Genomic DNA, 16,945 nt, shown 5'->3' with positions numbered 1-16,945 from the left:
CTTTTTTGCGTCAAAGGCAGTCTTTACACTTGTAACTGTTTTAAGACACTAATCGATACGCCGCTAAGCATCGATCTGTTGCACAATACGCCCCGGACCGTTTTCCTCAGGATGTTCAATGTTTAAATCAATTCCCATGCGCCTCGTCGGGTTGGCACTGGTGCTCGCTGCTGCTGCCGGCTGCTCGTCCAAGAAAGCCGCGATCTATGAGCATGAGAACTTCTCCGACTCCGGCACCTTTTCGCGCAATTACCCGGTGAGCGATGCGCAGACCTGCGAAGCCGCCCGTCGCGCCTTGCTCAGCCAGGGTTACATCATTACCAGCAGCGACCCCAAGTTGATCAGTGGGCACAAAAGTTTCCAGCAGACTGGCGAAACCCACATGGAGATCAGTTTCAGTGTGGTCTGTGCCGATGATGGCAGCGACGGGCACCACGCGACCATGTTTGCCAACGCCCTGCAGGACCGTTACGCGCTGAAGAAGACCAATAACTCCGCCAGCCTCGGTGTCGGTGTGTTGGGCTCGGTGTCGATGCCGATCGGCTCGTCCGACGACTCGATGGTCAAGGTCGCCAGCGAAACCGTTTCGTCGGCCAAATTCTACGAGCGTTTTTTCACGCTGGTCGAATTGTTCCTGCCACCGGAAGCGAAGAAAGCCGCACACATCGTCGAGAAACCGAAGACTGACCTGGGCGTGCCTGAAGCCAAAGCGGCGCCTGCAGCGTTAGCGCCAACGCCTGCGGAACCGACGCCAGCGCCAGCACCGGCTGCTGAGCCTGCACCGGCCCCTACGGCCTCTGAACCTGTTGCACCGCCGGTCGAAACCGCTCCGATTACCCCGGCACAAAACAGCGAACCGGCACCGACCGCAGAAGCTGTCACTCCGCCACCACAGTCGGACCTGCCGCCACCTAGCGAGCCGATTCCGGCCATGCCCATCTCTGGTCATTAAGCGTTTATCTACGGGGTCGGGTCAGACGACATCGATCCCGTAGGCGCTTAACGTTGATCTGCGTCAGCCGGGCCGTAGTCCTACAGCCTGTATCGAAAAAACCTGTGATAAATTCCTGACCGCCTGCTACGTTTTATTGAGTAGCCGCTGAGCGGTGCACCTGCGTCATTTTTCTTTCACGGGGGCACTTTATGCTCAGGGTGTTGGTCATTTATTCAGGCATTTTTTAAACGAGCGCAGGGGGATTCAAAAATGGACGATTATCAAGAAGAGCTGCTCGAGTTCCAGGCGTTTGAACTGGATCCGCTGGAACCCGCCGAAGACGCTACCGAGCTGTAAGCGTCAAGCGGATTGGCGATGACTGCGGCGAAACTCGCCAGGGGTCTGGCCATTCCAGCGTTTGAAGGCCCGCTGGAAGGCTTCAGCTGAAGCGAAACCCAGCAGATAAGCGATTTCTCCGAACGCCAGTTCAGTATCGCGAATGTAGGTCATGGCCAGGTCGCGACGGGTGTCGTTGAGAATTGCGCGAAATTGCGTGCCTTCCTCGGCCAGTTTGCGGCGCAAGGTCCAGGTGGGCAGCTTCAGGTGTGCCGCCACTTCTTCCAGGTCGGGTTCCCGACCACCATTGAGCAACGGCCCCAGTAACTGAGTGATGCGTTCACGCAGGCTGCGGGTGCGGGTCAGTTGTTCCAGTTCCCGTTCACAGAGTTGCAGTAAATGCCGCCAGGTACTCGGGCAGTGCTGCGGGTTGCGTTGGGCGAGGCTGGGCAGGCTCAGGCGCAGTTGGTTGTGCTCGGCGCCAAACTGGATCGGACAGTCGCCCAGCAGGCCATACGCCTCGCGGTAATCCGGAGCATCGAATTCGATTTCTATGCGCTCTGCGCGCAGCGGGGCAGGGCTCAGGCTGGACAACTGCTGCAACCAGCCGGCGATGATCGAATCCACCACGAAGCGGTTGTAGGCGTTGTAGGGGCTGATGGAATAGAAGCGCAGCCATGCACCCTGAGCGTCTTCATGAAAACTCGACTGGCCGCGATAGTTAGAGCCGTACAAGGCTTCGAAGCGAATCAGGCAACGCGCGGCTTCTCGAACGGTTGGCGCCTGGGCGGCCGTGACCCCGGCCAGACCCGCCTGGCTCAGGCGACTGACCTGGCCCATGCGCAAACCCAGAGCCGGGTCATTCGTCAGTTGAATTGCACTGTGGCCCAGGCGCATGTAACGCGGGATCGACAGCCGGGCACCGGGCTCCGCCAGTCGGGCCGCATCCAGTCCGTATTGATCGAGCAACGGTTGAGGATCTACGCCATGGCTGTGCACGGCATCGGCCAGGCTATGGACGAAGCCCACCGACAAATCCCCAAGGCGCATCGGCTGCGGTTTCATGGGTTACAACCAGAGGTTCAACAACCGCGCGCCGCGGGCATTGCCGTCGGCGAACTGTTGACCGTTGTTGCTGAGAAAGCTTTGCCCGGCGCTGCCCCTGTCCCAGAACTGGCCGCGCAGGAACACGCTCATCCCGGCAATGGCCTGGCTGGAAGGCGATTGGCTTGTCAGTGTCAGGCGATGCCAGGCTTGACCTTCGCTCAGTTCGCCGGCCTTGAGGGTGACGGATTCGGGTGTTGGCAACCCTCGGTATCCCCGCCAAGGTTTATCCCAGGTGTCGCGCCCGATGACGTACGCCGGTACGGCCACCAGTCGCACGCCCTGAGCATCGAGCTTTCGGTAGTTTTCCGGGTACCAACTGTCGCTGCCGATCAACACACCCAAGCGTCCGGCGGGCGTATCGATGACGTTGAGTGCCTGCAGGTCATTGGCCTTGATGTCGTCATGTTCCTCGAACACCGGATGCATCTGGCGTTGGGGTTGGCCGATCGGCACGCCGTCGCGCCCGAATATCACGCTGCTGTTGTACAGCGCACCGCGTCCGATTTTCAGCGTACCGTCAATGATGCTGGGCTCCGGCAGCACGATGGTGCCCGCCACCAGCGTCACATGAAACTCTTTCGCCAGCCCCCCGAACAGTGCCTGGTAATCCTTGGCCATGCCTTTGGCCTTCATCCGCAAATGAGCGTCGTCGAGACGGCTGCCGCCGTTGGCACTGAACAGTGCGCGGACAAACTTCAGGGGATTGCTCGCCGCCAGCCAGTTCATCGCTTCCTGGAGCGTGGTGGCCTGGTACAGCTCATCTTTTTCACCGCTGACCATCAGCCAGGTGCCGACATGTTCAGGCAGCACGACGATGGTCTTGTCATTCAACAGGCCCTCATCCTGGGCCTTCTGAAGATAGGCCGCGAGTTTGCGATGCAAGCGTTCGGGGCTTTGATAGTCGGTAGGGAACAGCTCAGGCTGGATGCCCAGCAGATTGCCGCGATCGGCGGGTTCGCCTTGATCAATGGCCAGGTTGATGCGCAGGTCCGACAGGTAATGGCCCACCGGACGATCCGCGGCCCACATGGCGTAGGTTGTCAGGGTGGCAACGATGGCCATGGAAAAGGTCAGGTACAAAAGTTTGCGCATGGGGGAGCAATCAACAGCCGTGTTCAGGGCATGGCTTTTCACCAGGATTTGGATCGAGGATAAAGCGAATCAATGGGTTAATGGGCAATTTTCTTTTTTCTCCGGACAATTCTTCGCTTTTTGGCCGAATGGAATCGGTGCTGGTCATGCTGCCGCCAAGTTACATAACGTACAGCGACCCTTGGTAAAGATCATCGCGCCGAAATTGAGGCAAGTGATCGCTGTGGGTGTTTTTACTGCTTAAGTGTGTTTTAGCCCGCAGAGGCATTCGTTCTGCCTGGCCCCTACACTGCGCGTAATGTGCCCCATGAACACCGCCAGTTGATGGAGGCGGCGCTGGCCAAAGACATCGACAAGGCTTGCGAGTTGCTGGCCAGTCATTATCAGACCACGACCGATTCGGTGCTCAAGCATGCACTGCTGGGATAGCGGTGATGGCCTCTCGCTCAAGCTGCGTTGCAATGTTCGGGTTGGAAAGTAGCGGCGCATCACGACGTTGGCGCAACGCCTTGCGTGGTCATCGAGCATCTTTGTACGCGGCTTGACGCCGGGCAGCCCTGAAGAACTGCAGCTAAGCTCTCCTGCGCTGGGGCGGCGGTGGAAGTGTTGCCTCGGGATGTCTATTTCCGGCAAGGGAGCCCCCCGTCATGAGCGTCGAACAGCGTCATTACAGTCCGCCGACCCTGCTGGTGGTCGATGACACGCCCGATAACCTGATGCTGATGACGGATCTGCTCAAGGATCGCTACCGGGTCAAGGCCGCCAATAGCGGTGAAAAGGCTTTGCGCGTACTACAAGGCGACACACTCCCTGACCTGATCCTGCTTGACGTGATGATGCCCGGGCTGTCCGGCCATGAAGTGGCGCAGCAACTCAAGCGCGACCCGCGTACCCGTGACATTCCGATCATCTTTCTGACGGCCATGGCCGCCACCGAAGACGAGATCCATGGCCTGGAGCTGGGGGCTGTCGACTACATCACCAAACCGATCCGGCCGGCACTGGTCCTGGCGCGGGTGGATACCCAACTCAAGCTCAAGGCGGCGGCAGACTTCCTGCGTGATCACAGCGACTATCTGGAAAAGGAAGTAGCGCGCCGGACCCTCGAGGTGATTGCGATCCAGGATGTGGCCATCCAGGCCATGGCTTCACTGGCCGAGACGCGCGATAACGAAACCGGCAACCATATCCGGCGGACCCAGCACTACATCAAGGTGCTGGCGGAGCATCTGCGTGACCATCCGCGCTTCAGTCACTTTCTCACCGAGGACACCGTCGCCTTGTTGTTCAAGTCGGCGCCGCTGCACGACATCGGCAAGATCGGCATCCCCGACCATATCCTCCTCAAGCCGGGACGCTATACCGAGGAAGAGTTCGAGATCATGAAGACACATACTACGCTGGGGCGTGACGCCATACAGCATGCCGAGGACCAGCTCGGCATGCGCGCCGAGTTTCTCAGCCTGGCCAAGGAAATTGCCTACAGTCACCAGGAAAAATGGGACGGCAGTGGCTATCCGCAAGGGCTGGCGGGTGACGACATCCCGATTAGCGCCCGGTTGATGGCGGTGGCGGACGTCTATGACGCGTTGATCAGCCGTCGGGTCTATAAAGCGGGGATGCCCCACGGGCAGGCGGTCGAGATTATTCGTCAGGGGCGAGGCACGCACTTCGACCCGGACATCTGTGATGCCTTCCTGGATTGCCTCGACCAGTTCCAGACCATTGCCGAGCGTTTCGCTGATACCGATCAGGACATGGCCGTCCAGCGGGCGGCCCTGGAGCGTCTCGGCCAGACTCCGTGAACCCGCAATGGCCCCTTTGTCAGTAATTTCATCAGGTCCACGAGGATAGTCATGGCTGGATTGCGTACCCTGCTTGAGCGCCTCGCGCTACGGCACAAACTGATCCTGGGTTTTTCAGCGCTGCTGCTGTTGGTGTTGGTGCTCGGCGTGCAAAGCCTGCGCACCCAGCAATCGCTGAAGCAAAATATGCAGAACCTTTATCTGCAGGAACTGGTCGGCATGGAGCACTTGCAGGAAGCACGTGTGCAATTGCCGCATATGCTGCAAGCGCTGCAACGCGCGGTGGGCACCGACAGCGCGCAGATTCGCGTCGAATCCCTGCAGCAGTTGCACGAGATCCAGGAGCGCCTGCAACAGGCGGTGGCCCACGCCAAAGTGACCCTCAGGCGCGCGGAGAATCTGGCGCGACTCTCCGAGTTCGACCTGCTGCTGCAACAGTTGCAGCGTCAAAGCGACCAGGCCTTTGTAATGATCGACCAGGGCCAGCAGAACAAGGCGTTAATGCTGCTCAATAGCAGTGAATTCCAGCAACTGGCCCAGCAGGCCGATGGCCTTTTGTACGCGATCGCCCAGGTCAAGGAAGCCTCGATTCGCGACACGGCCAAGGACATTGCCGAGTTTGCCGAACGCAGTACCCTTCTGACCTACATCCTGTTGTTCGGTGGCTTGTCGCTGGCGTTGCTGTTGTCCTGGGTCGTCAGCCAGTCGATCCGCAATCCGCTCAACAGGGTGCGGGTGGCGGTAGACCAATTGGCCGCGGGGCAGCTCGATCAACCGATTCCCCACACCGACATGAACAACGAAACCGGCGATCTGGCGCGGGCCATCGCCAAATTGCAGACCGAGTCCCAACAACTTGAACGTCAGCGCTGGATCAAGGCGCATACCGCCCAATTACAGGTCGATCTGCAGCAGGCAGAAACCCCGGCCGAACTGGCGCAGGTGTTCTTGCAATGCATGGCCGGCCTGCACGGAATCTGCCAGGGGGTGCTGTACAGCGCGCAGGAGGATTCTGGCACGCTGGCGCTGATGGGGGGTTATGCCACCGATTCCGAGCGGCCACCCGAAGCGCAGGTCAAGTTCGGCGATGGCCTGTTGGGGCAGTGCGCGGTGGATCGCGTGCCGCGTCAGTTTCAGGCGATGCCGGAGCAATACTGGCGGTTGCGCTCGCCGCTTGGCGAGGTCCCGGCCCGTTGCCTGCTGCTGCAACCCATTGTGCGTGGCGAGCGTTTGTTGGGCGTGCTCGAGCTGGCCGGGCTGGAACTCTTGGGCGAGCGTGAACTGCTGCTCTTGCAGGAAGCCACCCCGCGCCTGGCCGCGGCCATGGCGATTCTGGAGCGTAATCAGGCGGTCAAGACCCTGTTGGCGGAAACCCGGCGCCAGGCCAATGAAATGGCGGAACAGGCGCTGCAGCTGGAGCAGCAGGCGCAGGCACTCGAATCCCAGCAATCGGCGTTGCGCGCCACCGAGGCCTGGTATCGCGGCATTATCGAAGCGGCGCCGGACGGCATGCTGGTGGTGGATGCCGAAGGACAAATCCTGCGCACCAATCGCCAGCTGGATCAGCTGTTCGGCTATAGCGCCGGTGAGCTGCTCGGCGAAACCATCGATCGCCTGGTGCCATTGGCCAGTCGCGGGCGCCACGAGGCATTGCGCAAGGGCTTCATGGCCCACGGCGCCACTCGCCAGATGGGGGCCAACCTGGACGACCTGCAAGGCGTGCGCAAAGACGGCAGTCTGTTCTCGGCAGAGATCAGCCTGTCGCATCTGCCGAGCCTGGAAGGGGGCGGAGACTGCGTGTGCGCGTCGGTGCGCGACGTGAGCGAACGCCGTCATCTGCAGGCGGCACTCAAGGCCAGCGAGGCACAGTTGCGCGCAGTACTCGACAGCAGCCCGGTGGCCATGGAGATCAGGGACGTTGATGGCCGCCCGACCTACTGCAATCCGCAGTTCGACAGTTTGTTCGGGACTCGTCTGGCTGAGCTCGAAGGCACGGATCCAGCGCAGTTCTGGGTCGACCCGCAGGCCCACCAGCGCTTTCTCGAAGCGGCATCGCAAGGTGCAGTGCTGAACTTCGAGACCACTCTGCAGCGCGCAGGAGGCGAGCGCTTCGACGTACTGGTTTCGGCCATCACGATGACGCTGGGGGAGCGGGGCATGGGGGCCAATTGGTACTTTGACATCACCGACCGCAAGACCGCCGAGGCCGAGGTGCAGCGCGCACGGGAGGCCGCAGAAGAGGCGACCCAGGCCAAGAGCAACTTCCTGGCCACCATGAGCCACGAGATCCGCACGCCGATGAACGCCATCATCGGCATGAGCTACCTGGCATTGCGCACCGAGCTCGACCACCGCCAGCGCAACTACATCGAAAAGGTCCATCGCTCGGCGGAATACCTGTTGGTGATCATCAACGACATCCTCGACTTCTCCAGGATCGAGGCCGGCAAGATGCACCTGGAGCACATTCCCTTCCACCTCGAGGCCGTGCTCGACAGCTTTGCGAGCATGATTGGCTTGAAAGCCGAGGACAAAGGCCTGGAGTTGCTGTTCAGCACCGATGCCGAGCTGCCGACCGCCTTGATCGGCGACCCGCTGCGTCTTGGCCAGGTGCTGATCAACCTGGGCAACAATGCGACGAAGTTCACCGAGCAGGGTGAGATCGTGCTCGGCGTAGAGCAGCGGGGCTCTGCGGGAGAGCAGGCGCAGTTGCATTTCTGGGTACGTGACACTGGCATCGGCATGAACGCCGAACAATGCTCGCGCCTGTTTCAACCCTTCAGCCAGGCTGATAGCACCACCACCCGCAAGTACGGTGGCACCGGGTTGGGCCTGGCCATCTCCCGGCATCTGGTGGAGTTGATGGGCGGGCGCATTTGGGTTGAGAGCGAGCCGGGCCAGGGTTCCACTTTCCATTTCGAGGTGAGTCTGGGCGTGCAGCGTGACAGCCAGTTGCGGCGCATGGTGACCGCCGACGAATTGCTTGGCAGCCGTGTGCTGGTGGTCGATGACAACGCCAGCGCGCGCGAGATCCTGTCCAGCATGGCGCGCAGTTTTGGCGTGGAGGTGGACGTCGCGCAAAGTGGCAGGGCCGCACTGGCCATGCTGGTGGACGCTGAAGCCAAGGCGCTGCCCTATGATCTGGTGCTGATGGATTGGCGCATGCCTGGCATGGACGGTGTGGAGACGGTGCGGCAGATGCAGGCCGCTAAACTGGCGCATACGCCGTCGGTGATCATGGTCACGGCGTTCGGTCGCGAGGAGGCCCGCGAGGAAGCCAGTCGGCACGGCATTCAATTGCCGGTGGTACTGACCAAACCGGTGACGCCGTCTACGTTGCTTGAGGCACTGGGTACGGTGCTCGGCAAGACTCCCCAGGCCGATACCCGGGCCAGTGAGCGATTGGGCCAGAGCGCCGGCGCCATGGCCCGCCTGCGTGGCGCGCGACTGCTGTTGGTGGAAGACAATGAGCTGAACCGCGAGCTGGCCTGTGAGCTGCTGGAGAGCGCCGGAATCGAGCTGTGCCTGGCCGTTCACGGCGCAGAGGCGCTCGACCAACTGGAACATGACGCAGACTTCGATGGTGTGTTGATGGACTGCCAGATGCCGGTGATGGACGGCTATACCGCGACCCGCAAGATTCGTGAGCAGCCACGCTGGGCGAATCTGCCGGTGATCGCCATGACGGCAGACGCCATGATGGGGGACCGTGAGCGGGCGCTGGCCTGCGGCATGAACGACCACATCTCCAAACCCTTGAACGTTGATGACATGTTCGCCACGTTGGCCAAGTGGATACATCCGCGCGCTGACCGTGGCGCGATGTCGGCCGACGTTTCGCCGGCCACCTCGGTGTCAGCAACGAGCCTGCCAGCCAGCCTTCCCGGTATTGATTTGAACGCGGGCCTGGGCACCTGCATGGGCAAGGTCGAGCTCTACCTGCGCCTGCTGCGCAAGTTTCGCTCCAGCCAGCAGGATTTTTGCGCTGAGTTCCTGGCTGCCCAAGGTCAAGGCGATCCGTTGGTGACGGTCAGGCTGGCCCATACCTTACGCGGTACGGCGGGCAACATTGGTGCCGTTGAAGTGGCGAACGCAGCCGCCGCGCTGGAGCAGGCGTGTCTGAACGATGGGGCGAGCGATGGAACGGAGCAGGTGCTGGCTGACCGGCTGGCGGAGGTTGAGCGCTGCCTGACAACAGTGCTGGAAGGATTATCGGTGATCGACGAACCGACATCGTCCGCAGACTCATCAATCGCGCCACCGGGCAGCGAATGGCATGCGCAGTTGGCCCAAGCCCGGTCGCTGCTGGCCGAGAGCGACACCCAGGCGCTGACGGCCTTGCTCAAACTGCAGGGGCTGGTTTCAGACCCGCGGATGACCGAGCAGCTGCTTCGGGTTGTCCGGCAAGCGGAGCGCTTCGATTTTGATCAGGCGCTGGAGTTGCTTGAAAACCTGTCCTGATAATTGAAGTGGATTGAGCCCGCTCCTGGTCATTCATGCACTTGCGAAGTAAAGCGGCATTGCGAGATTAGTCATGGGGTGCTGCACATTTCGATCATTAAGTTGTCAGTTTCGGTCATTGAGCGGTAGTGGTTCGACTCTTAGTCTGTCCACCATGACTGACGGGAGCCAAAGAGCTCCTGCACTTTTTCCGTGATCGCTCGATGTGGAGTTACAAATGGCCGCCGCTCACTACCCGCACCTGTTGGCCCCGCTGGACCTGGGTTTTACCACGCTGCGTAACCGTACCCTGATGGGGTCGATGCACACTGGCCTTGAGGAAAAGCCCGGTGGATTCGAGCGCATGGCGGCGTACTTTGCCGAACGTGCCCGTGGCGGCGTTGGCCTGATGGTCACCGGCGGTATCGGCCCGAACGATGAGGGCGGGGTGTATTCCGGTGCAGCCAAGCTGACCACCGAGGAAGAAGCGCTCAAGCACCAGATCGTGACGCGCGCGGTGCACGAGGCGGGCGGCAAGATCTGCATGCAGATCCTCCACGCTGGCCGTTATGCCTACAGCCCGAAACAGGTCGCACCGAGCGCCATCCAGGCGCCGATCAACCCGTTCAAGCCCAAAGAGCTGGACGAGGAAGGCATCGAGAAACAAATCAGCGATTTCGTCACCTGTTCGGTACTGGCGCAAACCGCCGAATACGACGGCGTCGAGATCATGGGCTCCGAAGGTTATTTCATTAACCAGTTCCTCGCCGCCCACACCAACCACCGCACCGACCGTTGGGGCGGCAGCTACGAGAACCGTATGCGCCTGCCGGTGGAAATCGTGCGCCGGGTGCGTGAAGCGGTCGGTCCGAACTTCATCATCATCTTCCGCCTGTCGATGCTCGACCTCGTGGAAGGCGGCAGTACCTGGGAAGAAATCGTGACGCTGGCCAAGGCGATCGAACAGGCCGGCGCGACCATCATCAACACCGGCATCGGCTGGCACGAAGCGCGGATCCCGACCATCGCCACCAAAGTACCGCGCGCGGCGTTCAGTAAAGTGACCGCCAAGCTGCGCGGCTCGGTGAGCATTCCGCTGATCACCACCAACCGTATCAACACCCCGGAAGTGGCCGAGCAGATTCTGGCCGAAGGCGATGCCGACATGGTGTCGATGGCGCGGCCGTTCCTCGCCGATCCGGACTTCGTCAACAAGGCCGCTGAAGGTCGCGCCGATGAAATCAACACCTGCATCGGTTGCAACCAGGCGTGCCTGGATCACACCTTCGGCGGCAAATTGACCACTTGCCTGGTCAACCCACGCGCTTGCCATGAAACCGAGCTCAACTACGTGCCGGTGCAGCAGATCAAGAAGATCGCCGTTGTCGGTGCCGGGCCTGCGGGCCTGTCCGCCGCGACCGTGGCCGCCGAGCGTGGTCATCAGGTAACGCTGTTCGATTCGGCCAGCGAAATTGGCGGTCAGTTCAACATCGCCAAGCGTGTGCCGGGCAAGGAAGAGTTCTACGAAACCATCCGCTATTTCAACCGCAAACTGCAGACCACCAACGTCGAGGTGTGCCTGAATACCCGTGTCGATGTGGCGAAACTGGTGGAAGGCGGTTATGACGAGATCATCCTGGCCACCGGCATCGCGCCAAGAACGCCGGCGATTCCAGGTGTTGAAAACGCCAAGGTGCTGAGTTACCTGGACGTGATCCTGGAGCGCAAGCCGGTGGGCAAGCGTGTGGCGGTGATTGGCGCCGGCGGTATCGGTTTCGACGTGTCGGAATTTTTGGTGCACCAAGGCGTGGCCACCAGTCAGGATCGCGAAGCGTTCTGGAAGGAGTGGGGCATCGATACACACCTTGAAGCCCGCGGTGGTGTCGCCGGCATCAAGGCTGAGCCACATGCACCGGCACGTGACGTGTTCCTGCTGCAACGCAAGAAATCCAAAGTCGGCGACGGCCTGGGTAAAACCACTGGCTGGATTCACCGGACCGGTCTGAAGAACAAGCAAGTGCAGATGCTCAACAGCGTCGAGTACTTGAAGATCGACGACGAAGGCCTGCACATCCGCATCGGTGAAACCGGCGAGCCGCACGTGTTGCCGGTGGACAACATCGTGATTTGCGCTGGCCAGGATCCGTTGCGTGAGTTGCAGGACGGACTGGTCGCGGCTGGCCAGAACGTGCATTTGATCGGTGGCGCCGACGTGGCGGCAGAGCTGGACGCCAAGCGGGCGATCAACCAGGGTTCGCGGTTGGCTGCGGAGCTGTAATCCACACAAACCTGTGGTGAGGGGCCAAGCCCTCTCACCACAGGGCTGCTGCTAAGATGCCGGATCTTCTCGTGGATCCGGCATCATGCTTTTTCCTTCCAGCCACTGGCTGCCCCAAGCCCCCCTCGAACCCCTTCATCTCGATTGGCTCACCGCCGCCGGTATCGAGGTCGCGATCCTGCGCCTGGACCAGATCGATCCGCTGATCAGCGGCAACAAGTGGTTCAAGCTCATCGAACACCTCAACGCCGCTGACCTCGCGGGTGCCAACGGCATCATCAGCCTGGGCGGTGCGCACTCCAACCATCTGCATGCATTGGCTGCTGCAGGCAAACGCTTCGGTTTCCGTACCGTCGGGCTGCTGCGCGGGCATGCGCAAGACACGCCGACGGTGACGGATTTGCAGGCGTTCGGCATGCAATTGCATTGGTTGGGGTATGGCGGTTATAGAGCGCGTCATGAGCCGGGTTTCTGGCTGCCATGGACAGAACAGTATCCCGACCTGCAACCCGTGCCCGAAGGTGGCGGGGGGCTGCGTGGCGCGCTTGGCTGCATGCAACTCAAGACCCAGGTCTGTGAGCGACTGAACGACCTGGGCTGGAGCGATTACGACGGCTGGTGGCTGGCCTGTGGCACCGGCACGACCCTGGCGGGTCTGGTGCTGGCCGAGGCCGGTGAACGCAAGGTGTATGGGGCGATGGCAGTGCCCGATGATCACGGCGTTGCGCAAAACGTCGAATCCATTCTGCAGGAGGCGGGTTTGCGACTGCACAACTATGAGCTGCTGGACGCCAGTCGTGGCGGTTTTGCCAAAGTCGATCAGCCGTTACTCGACTTCATCGAACAGACCGAACTAGCCGGCGGCGTGCCTCTGGAGCCGTTGTACACCGCCAAGGCGCTGCTGACGCTCAAGCAGAACGTCGAGGCTGGACGCTTCAAAAAGGGCATGCGGCTGATCTTCATCCACACCGGCGGCTTGCAGGGCCGCCGGGGATTTGTGTAGCAGGGCTGCGTTCAGTTGCGCTTGGGCATCATGCGCAGCAAGGTGTTATCCCGCACCACGTAATGGTGATAAATCCCGGCTACCGCGTGCAGGCCAATCAGCCAGTAGCCGATAGTGCCACCGAGCTCGTGCCAGCCCTGGAGTTCTTTGGCGAATTCCTTGTTTTCGGCGACCAGCAACGGCAGATCAAAACCGTAAAACATCACTTGATTGCCCTTGGCGCTGGTCACCAGCCATCCCAGAATCGGCATGGCGATCATGAAAATGTACAGCGCCCAGTGCATCAGCTTGGCCAGCGTGGTTTGCCAGTGAGGCGAGGCGGGGAAGATCTGCGGCGCCGGGCCGAAGCTGCGAGCGAACAGCCGCAGCCACACCAACACGAACACGGTCAGGCCGAGCATGAAGTGTGATTCGACGATCAGGGTCCGGCCGCCACTGCCTTTGGGAAAGATCCCGCGAAACTCGATAGAGGCGTAAACCAGCGCCAGCAAGACCAGCATCAACCAATGCAGCGTGATCGATACCGTGCTGTAGCGTGATTCGGAATTCTTCCAGGGCATACGGTGTTCCTCACAGGTCTGGTCTAAAGCCACCGTTCTTGTTCGACGGTGTTCCTTTACTGTAATCCGCTTTGATGGATTTGCCTGCGGCTATTTGTCGTTGCAACGCTCTGGATCAAGTGATTGGCCAAAAAAAAGCGCCCGTTCCGCGAAGAACTGGCGCTTTGATCAGCGGCAAAATTTCAACATCAGCTGTTTTGCGGCATTTCACCCTTGGCCAGACGCTTGTTGATGTCGGCGATGACTTCTGGCAAATCGGTGATGGTGTCGATCATGTAGTGCGGGCGCGAGCCTTCGAACATTGCATGGATGCGCTTGCGTTCGCTGTCCAGTTTATCGCTGCCCAAGGCGCGGTAGCCTTCGTAGTCCAGGCCCAGCGCGTTGCCCGAGCAGATCAGCGCCACGGTCCACATGCCGGCGCGGCGACCTTCGAGAATGCCCGGCACGGTGTCGTCGATCTTCACGCAAGCCGCGACATCGTCGATGCCCAGCGCAATCACGTTGGCCAGGGCTTGAGCCGGCCAAGGGCGGCCGTTGGGCACTTCGTCAGTGGCCACCACGTGATCGGCGACGTAACCATTGGTGGCCGCCAGCTCGACCACTTTGTCCATGACCTGTTTCGGGTAACCGGAGCAGGAACCGATCTTGATCCCTTGCTGGCGCAGGTTGGCGATGGTGTCCAGGGCGCCTGGAATCAACGCCGAGTGCTCGGCGATTTTTTCGATCTGCAGCGGCATGAAGCGTTGGTAGATGGCGGTGACGTCATCGTCGGTTGGCGTGCGGCCGAACACGGCGCGATAACGCTCCGCGACTTGCGGCTGATCGCACAGGGTGCGGATGTGGTCCCACTTGCCCATGCCCATCGGTCCACGGGCTTCTTCGATGGAAACCTGGACGTCGAATTCGGCGAAGGCTTCGACAAAAATCTGGGTAGGCGCGAAGGAACCGAAGTCTACGACGGTGCCGGCCCAGTCGAGGATGGCGGCTTGCAGCTTGGTTGGGTTTGCGTAGTTCATGTCTCAAATCCTGTATTTGGGGAATGAAGAGCCCTGTAGCAGCTGTCGAGCCCAAGCGAGGCTGCGTTCGGCTGCGAAGCAGTCGTAAAACCATCCACATTGGTGTTTCAGGTGAATCGCGTCGACAGGGTTTACGACTGCTTCGCAGCCGAACGCAGCCTCGCAGGCTCGGCAGCTGCTACAGATGCCTTTGAATCAGATTTCGACGACTTCCATCTCGCGCAGCACTTCGGCGACGGCCGCCACGGCCGCTTGCATCTCGGCCTGGTTGACGTGGCCGATGCAGCCGACGCGGAAGGTTTCAACCTGGGTCAATTTGCCCGGGTAGAGGATGAAACCCTTGGCCTTGACCCGTTCGTAGAATTCCTTGAACTGGTAGCGCGGATCTTTCGGTGCGTGGAACGTGACGATGATCGGTGCCTGGATCGCGGCGGGCAGAAAACTGCGCAGCCCCAGCTTCGCCATGTCATCGAGCAGCACCTGGCAGTTGTTGGCGTAGCGTTGATGCCGCGCCGGTAAGCCACCTTCTTCGTTGTATTGCAGCAACGCTTCGTGCAGCGCCGCGACCACGTGGGTCGGCGGGGTGAAGCGCCATTGACCGGTCTTGGCCATGTAGGTGTGCTGGTCGTAAAGGTCCATCGCCAGCGAGTGCGAGTTGCCGGCGGCGTTGGCCAGGGACTCTTTGCGGGCGAAGACAAAACCCATGCCCGGCACGCCTTCCAGGCATTTGCCTGAAGCGGCGATCAGCGCATCGAATGGCACCTGTTGGGCGTCAACCGGCAGGGCGCCGAACGAACTCATGGCGTCGATGATCAGGCGTTTGCCGTGTTGCGCAATGACGTGGGCGATTTCCGGCAGCGGGTTGAGGATGCCAGTGCTGGTTTCGCAGTGAATCAGGGCGACGTGCGTAATGCTGGTGTCGGCGTGCAGCAGGCGGTCGACGTCGGCGGCGGTGGTCGGTTCGTCTTCGGCGGTTTCGAAGGTGCTGAAGGCGCGGCCGAGCACTTCGCAGATTTTCGCCAGGCGTTTGCCGTAGGCGCCGTTGATCAGCACCAGCACCTTGCCGTCACGAGGCACCAGCGTGCCGATCGCGGCCTCGACAGCAAAGGTGCCGCTGCCTTGCAGGGGCACGCAATGGTGGCTGTCGCCGCCGTTGATGATTGCCAGCAGTTGTTCACACAGGCTGGCGGTCAGTTGATTGAAGCGGTCATCCCATGAACCCCAGTCGACCATCATCGCCTGACGGGTGCGGGCCGATGTGGTCAGTGGGCCGGGGGTGAGCAGGATGGGTTCGGCAGTACTCATTCTCGTGTCCTCGCATTCGATGGGATGAAGCTACGGGACATAAATTGCAATTTGCGGTTGTATCAATCAAATTGTTTGTTGTTATGCCAGCCATCAGTGAGATTTATTCATGAACCTGTTCCAGCTTCGGGCCTTTGATGCGGTGGCCCGTGAAGGCAGCTTCACCCGTGCTGCCGCGCGGTTGTTCATCAGTCAGCCGGCGGTGACCGGGCACATCAAGGCCCTGGAGGAGCATTACCAGATCACCTTGTTGCGACGTACCGCTCGTCGAGTGGAACTGACGGAGGAGGGCACCAAACTGGCGGCGATCACCCGGGCCATGTTCGGCCTGGCGGAAGAGGCGCAAGTGATGCTCGAAGCGAATCGGCAGTTGCTGACCGGGCGCCTGGAAGTGGCAGCGGACGGCCCGCACATGGTGATGCCGATGCTGGCCAGTCTGCGCGCACGCTATCCGGGGATCACCGTGAACCTGCGGCTGGGCAATGCTCAGGAAACCCTGGCGGCGTTATTGTCCGAGCATGCCGACGTGGCAGTACTGACCGAGGTTGAACCGCGCAAAGGCCTGCATTTGCAGGCGTTGAATGAATCGCGAATTTGCGCGTTGGTGCCGCAAAATCATCCGTGGGCCAAGGCACCCAGCGTCAAGCTCAAGGAGCTGGATCAGGTGATCATGGTGTTGCGTGAGCCGAGTTCGATTACGCGACGCACGTTCGATGACGCGTGTGCGACGGCGAAGGTCAATCCACGGGTGTTGCTGGAGCTGGACAGTCGTGAAGCGGTGACCGAAGCCGTGGCCGCCGAGTTGGGGGTCGGTGTGGTGTCGTCGGTGGAAGTCAGCCATGACCCACGGGTGGCGGCAGTGCCGATCATCGGCGAGGGGCTGGTGAACCGGCACATGATCGGGTGCATGGAGCGGCGGCGGGATTTGCGCTTGATTCAGGCGTTTTTCGGGTTGGCGCCTGTCAGTTAGACCGCGGCGCGGCTATCGCGGGCAAGCCCGCTCCCACAGGATGCGCGGTGGAATCGGCTTCTGTGATCGACTCAAATCCCTGTGGGAGCCGGGCTTGCC

The 16,945-nt window shown here is 60.8% G+C and carries 13 protein-coding genes; 7 read left to right on the top strand and 6 right to left on the bottom strand.

The window, feature by feature from the left end; genetic code table 11:
* The first annotated feature begins 118 nt into the window (after positions 1–118).
* A complete protein-coding gene (locus C7534_RS18750; protein ID WP_046032562.1) occupies positions 119–952 on the top strand; it encodes a DUF2242 domain-containing protein in 834 nt (277 codons plus the stop codon).
* A 342-nt stretch (positions 953–1,294) separates the two neighbouring features.
* Here C7534_RS18750 and C7534_RS18745 read toward each other — a convergent pair whose 3' ends face one another.
* Genes C7534_RS18745 through C7534_RS32530 form a run of 3 tightly spaced genes read right to left on the bottom strand, consistent with a single transcriptional unit; the run spans position 1,295 to position 3,617 of the window.
* A complete protein-coding gene (locus C7534_RS18745; protein ID WP_109786641.1) occupies positions 1,295–2,335 on the bottom strand; it encodes an AraC family transcriptional regulator in 1,041 nt (346 codons plus the stop codon).
* A 3-nt stretch (positions 2,336–2,338) separates the two neighbouring features.
* Positions 2,339–3,469: a nitrilase-related carbon-nitrogen hydrolase gene (locus C7534_RS18740; protein WP_109786640.1), complete on the bottom strand. Its 1,131-nt coding sequence runs from the start codon at positions 3,467–3,469 to the stop codon at positions 2,339–2,341.
* Between the two features lie 10 nt (positions 3,470–3,479).
* Positions 3,480–3,617: a hypothetical protein gene (locus C7534_RS32530; protein ID WP_158283926.1), complete on the bottom strand. Its 138-nt coding sequence runs from the start codon at positions 3,615–3,617 to the stop codon at positions 3,480–3,482.
* Positions 3,618–3,769: 152 nt separating this feature from the next.
* Between C7534_RS32530 and C7534_RS18730 the strand changes: the two genes are divergently transcribed.
* The 5 genes from C7534_RS18730 to C7534_RS18710 all read left to right on the top strand — a co-directional run bounded on the left by C7534_RS18730 (position 3,770) and on the right by C7534_RS18710 (position 12,995).
* On the top strand, positions 3,770–3,898 hold the full coding sequence (locus tag C7534_RS18730; RefSeq protein WP_256577208.1) for a hypothetical protein: 129 nt from the start codon (positions 3,770–3,772) through the stop codon (positions 3,896–3,898).
* Between the two features lie 218 nt (positions 3,899–4,116).
* Positions 4,117–5,274: an HD-GYP domain-containing protein gene (locus tag C7534_RS18725; RefSeq protein WP_046032558.1), complete on the top strand. Its 1,158-nt coding sequence runs from the start codon at positions 4,117–4,119 to the stop codon at positions 5,272–5,274.
* Between the two features lie 51 nt (positions 5,275–5,325).
* Positions 5,326–9,735 carry a response regulator gene (locus C7534_RS18720; protein ID WP_109786639.1) on the top strand — a complete coding sequence of 1,470 codons (4,410 nt, stop codon included), beginning with the start codon at positions 5,326–5,328 and terminating at the stop codon, positions 9,733–9,735.
* Between the two features lie 217 nt (positions 9,736–9,952).
* Positions 9,953–11,992, top strand: coding sequence for an oxidoreductase (locus tag C7534_RS18715; protein WP_046032556.1), 2,040 nt, complete (start codon positions 9,953–9,955; stop codon positions 11,990–11,992).
* Between the two features lie 85 nt (positions 11,993–12,077).
* Entirely contained in the window at positions 12,078–12,995 is a 918-nt protein-coding gene (locus tag C7534_RS18710; RefSeq protein ID WP_109786638.1) for a 1-aminocyclopropane-1-carboxylate deaminase/D-cysteine desulfhydrase, read from the top strand.
* Positions 12,996–13,006: 11 nt separating this feature from the next.
* Here the strand turns inward: C7534_RS18710 and C7534_RS18705 are convergent, their stop codons facing one another.
* The 3 genes from C7534_RS18705 to C7534_RS18695 all read right to left on the bottom strand — a co-directional run bounded on the left by C7534_RS18705 (position 13,007) and on the right by C7534_RS18695 (position 15,876).
* Positions 13,007–13,555: a cytochrome b gene (locus C7534_RS18705; protein WP_109786637.1), complete on the bottom strand. Its 549-nt coding sequence runs from the start codon at positions 13,553–13,555 to the stop codon at positions 13,007–13,009.
* 188 nt (positions 13,556–13,743) lie between these two features.
* A complete protein-coding gene (phnX, locus tag C7534_RS18700; RefSeq protein ID WP_109786636.1) occupies positions 13,744–14,571 on the bottom strand; it encodes a phosphonoacetaldehyde hydrolase in 828 nt (275 codons plus the stop codon).
* Positions 14,572–14,766: 195 nt separating this feature from the next.
* Entirely contained in the window at positions 14,767–15,876 is a 1,110-nt protein-coding gene (locus tag C7534_RS18695; protein WP_109786635.1) for a 2-aminoethylphosphonate--pyruvate transaminase, read from the bottom strand.
* Positions 15,877–15,985: 109 nt separating this feature from the next.
* Between C7534_RS18695 and C7534_RS18690 the strand changes: the two genes are divergently transcribed.
* Positions 15,986–16,846, top strand: a complete 861-nt coding sequence (locus tag C7534_RS18690) for a LysR substrate-binding domain-containing protein (RefSeq protein ID WP_046032551.1) — start codon at positions 15,986–15,988, stop codon at positions 16,844–16,846.
* The last annotated feature ends 99 nt before the right edge of the window (positions 16,847–16,945 follow it).

This window comes from Pseudomonas sp. OV226 (genome assembly GCF_003148705.1).
Classification (GTDB): domain Bacteria; phylum Pseudomonadota; class Gammaproteobacteria; order Pseudomonadales; family Pseudomonadaceae; genus Aquipseudomonas.
The sequence above is the reverse complement of the archived record's forward strand: the minus strand, read 5'-3'. Positions and strand labels throughout refer to the sequence as shown.

Excerpts from the sequence above, each read along its gene's own strand:
- C7534_RS18690 (WP_046032551.1), top strand. The coding sequence starts at position 15,986 with ATGAACCTGTTCCAGCTTCGGGCCTTTGATGCGGTGGCCCGTGAAGGC.
- C7534_RS18715 (WP_046032556.1), top strand. The coding sequence starts at position 9,953 with ATGGCCGCCGCTCACTACCCGCACCTGTTGGCCCCGCTGGACCTGGGT.
- C7534_RS18695 (WP_109786635.1), bottom strand. The coding sequence starts at position 15,876 with ATGAGTACTGCCGAACCCATCCTGCTCACCCCCGGCCCACTGACCACA.
- C7534_RS18740 (WP_109786640.1), bottom strand. The coding sequence starts at position 3,469 with ATGCGCAAACTTTTGTACCTGACCTTTTCCATGGCCATCGTTGCCACC.
- C7534_RS32530 (WP_158283926.1), bottom strand. The coding sequence starts at position 3,617 with ATGACCAGCACCGATTCCATTCGGCCAAAAAGCGAAGAATTGTCCGGA.
- C7534_RS18710 (WP_109786638.1), top strand. The coding sequence starts at position 12,078 with ATGCTTTTTCCTTCCAGCCACTGGCTGCCCCAAGCCCCCCTCGAACCC.
- C7534_RS18705 (WP_109786637.1), bottom strand. The coding sequence starts at position 13,555 with ATGCCCTGGAAGAATTCCGAATCACGCTACAGCACGGTATCGATCACG.
- phnX (WP_109786636.1), bottom strand. The coding sequence starts at position 14,571 with ATGAACTACGCAAACCCAACCAAGCTGCAAGCCGCCATCCTCGACTGG.
- C7534_RS18745 (WP_109786641.1), bottom strand. The coding sequence starts at position 2,335 with ATGAAACCGCAGCCGATGCGCCTTGGGGATTTGTCGGTGGGCTTCGTC.
- C7534_RS18725 (WP_046032558.1), top strand. The coding sequence starts at position 4,117 with ATGAGCGTCGAACAGCGTCATTACAGTCCGCCGACCCTGCTGGTGGTC.
- C7534_RS18720 (WP_109786639.1), top strand. The coding sequence starts at position 5,326 with ATGGCTGGATTGCGTACCCTGCTTGAGCGCCTCGCGCTACGGCACAAA.
- C7534_RS18750 (WP_046032562.1), top strand. The coding sequence starts at position 119 with ATGTTTAAATCAATTCCCATGCGCCTCGTCGGGTTGGCACTGGTGCTC.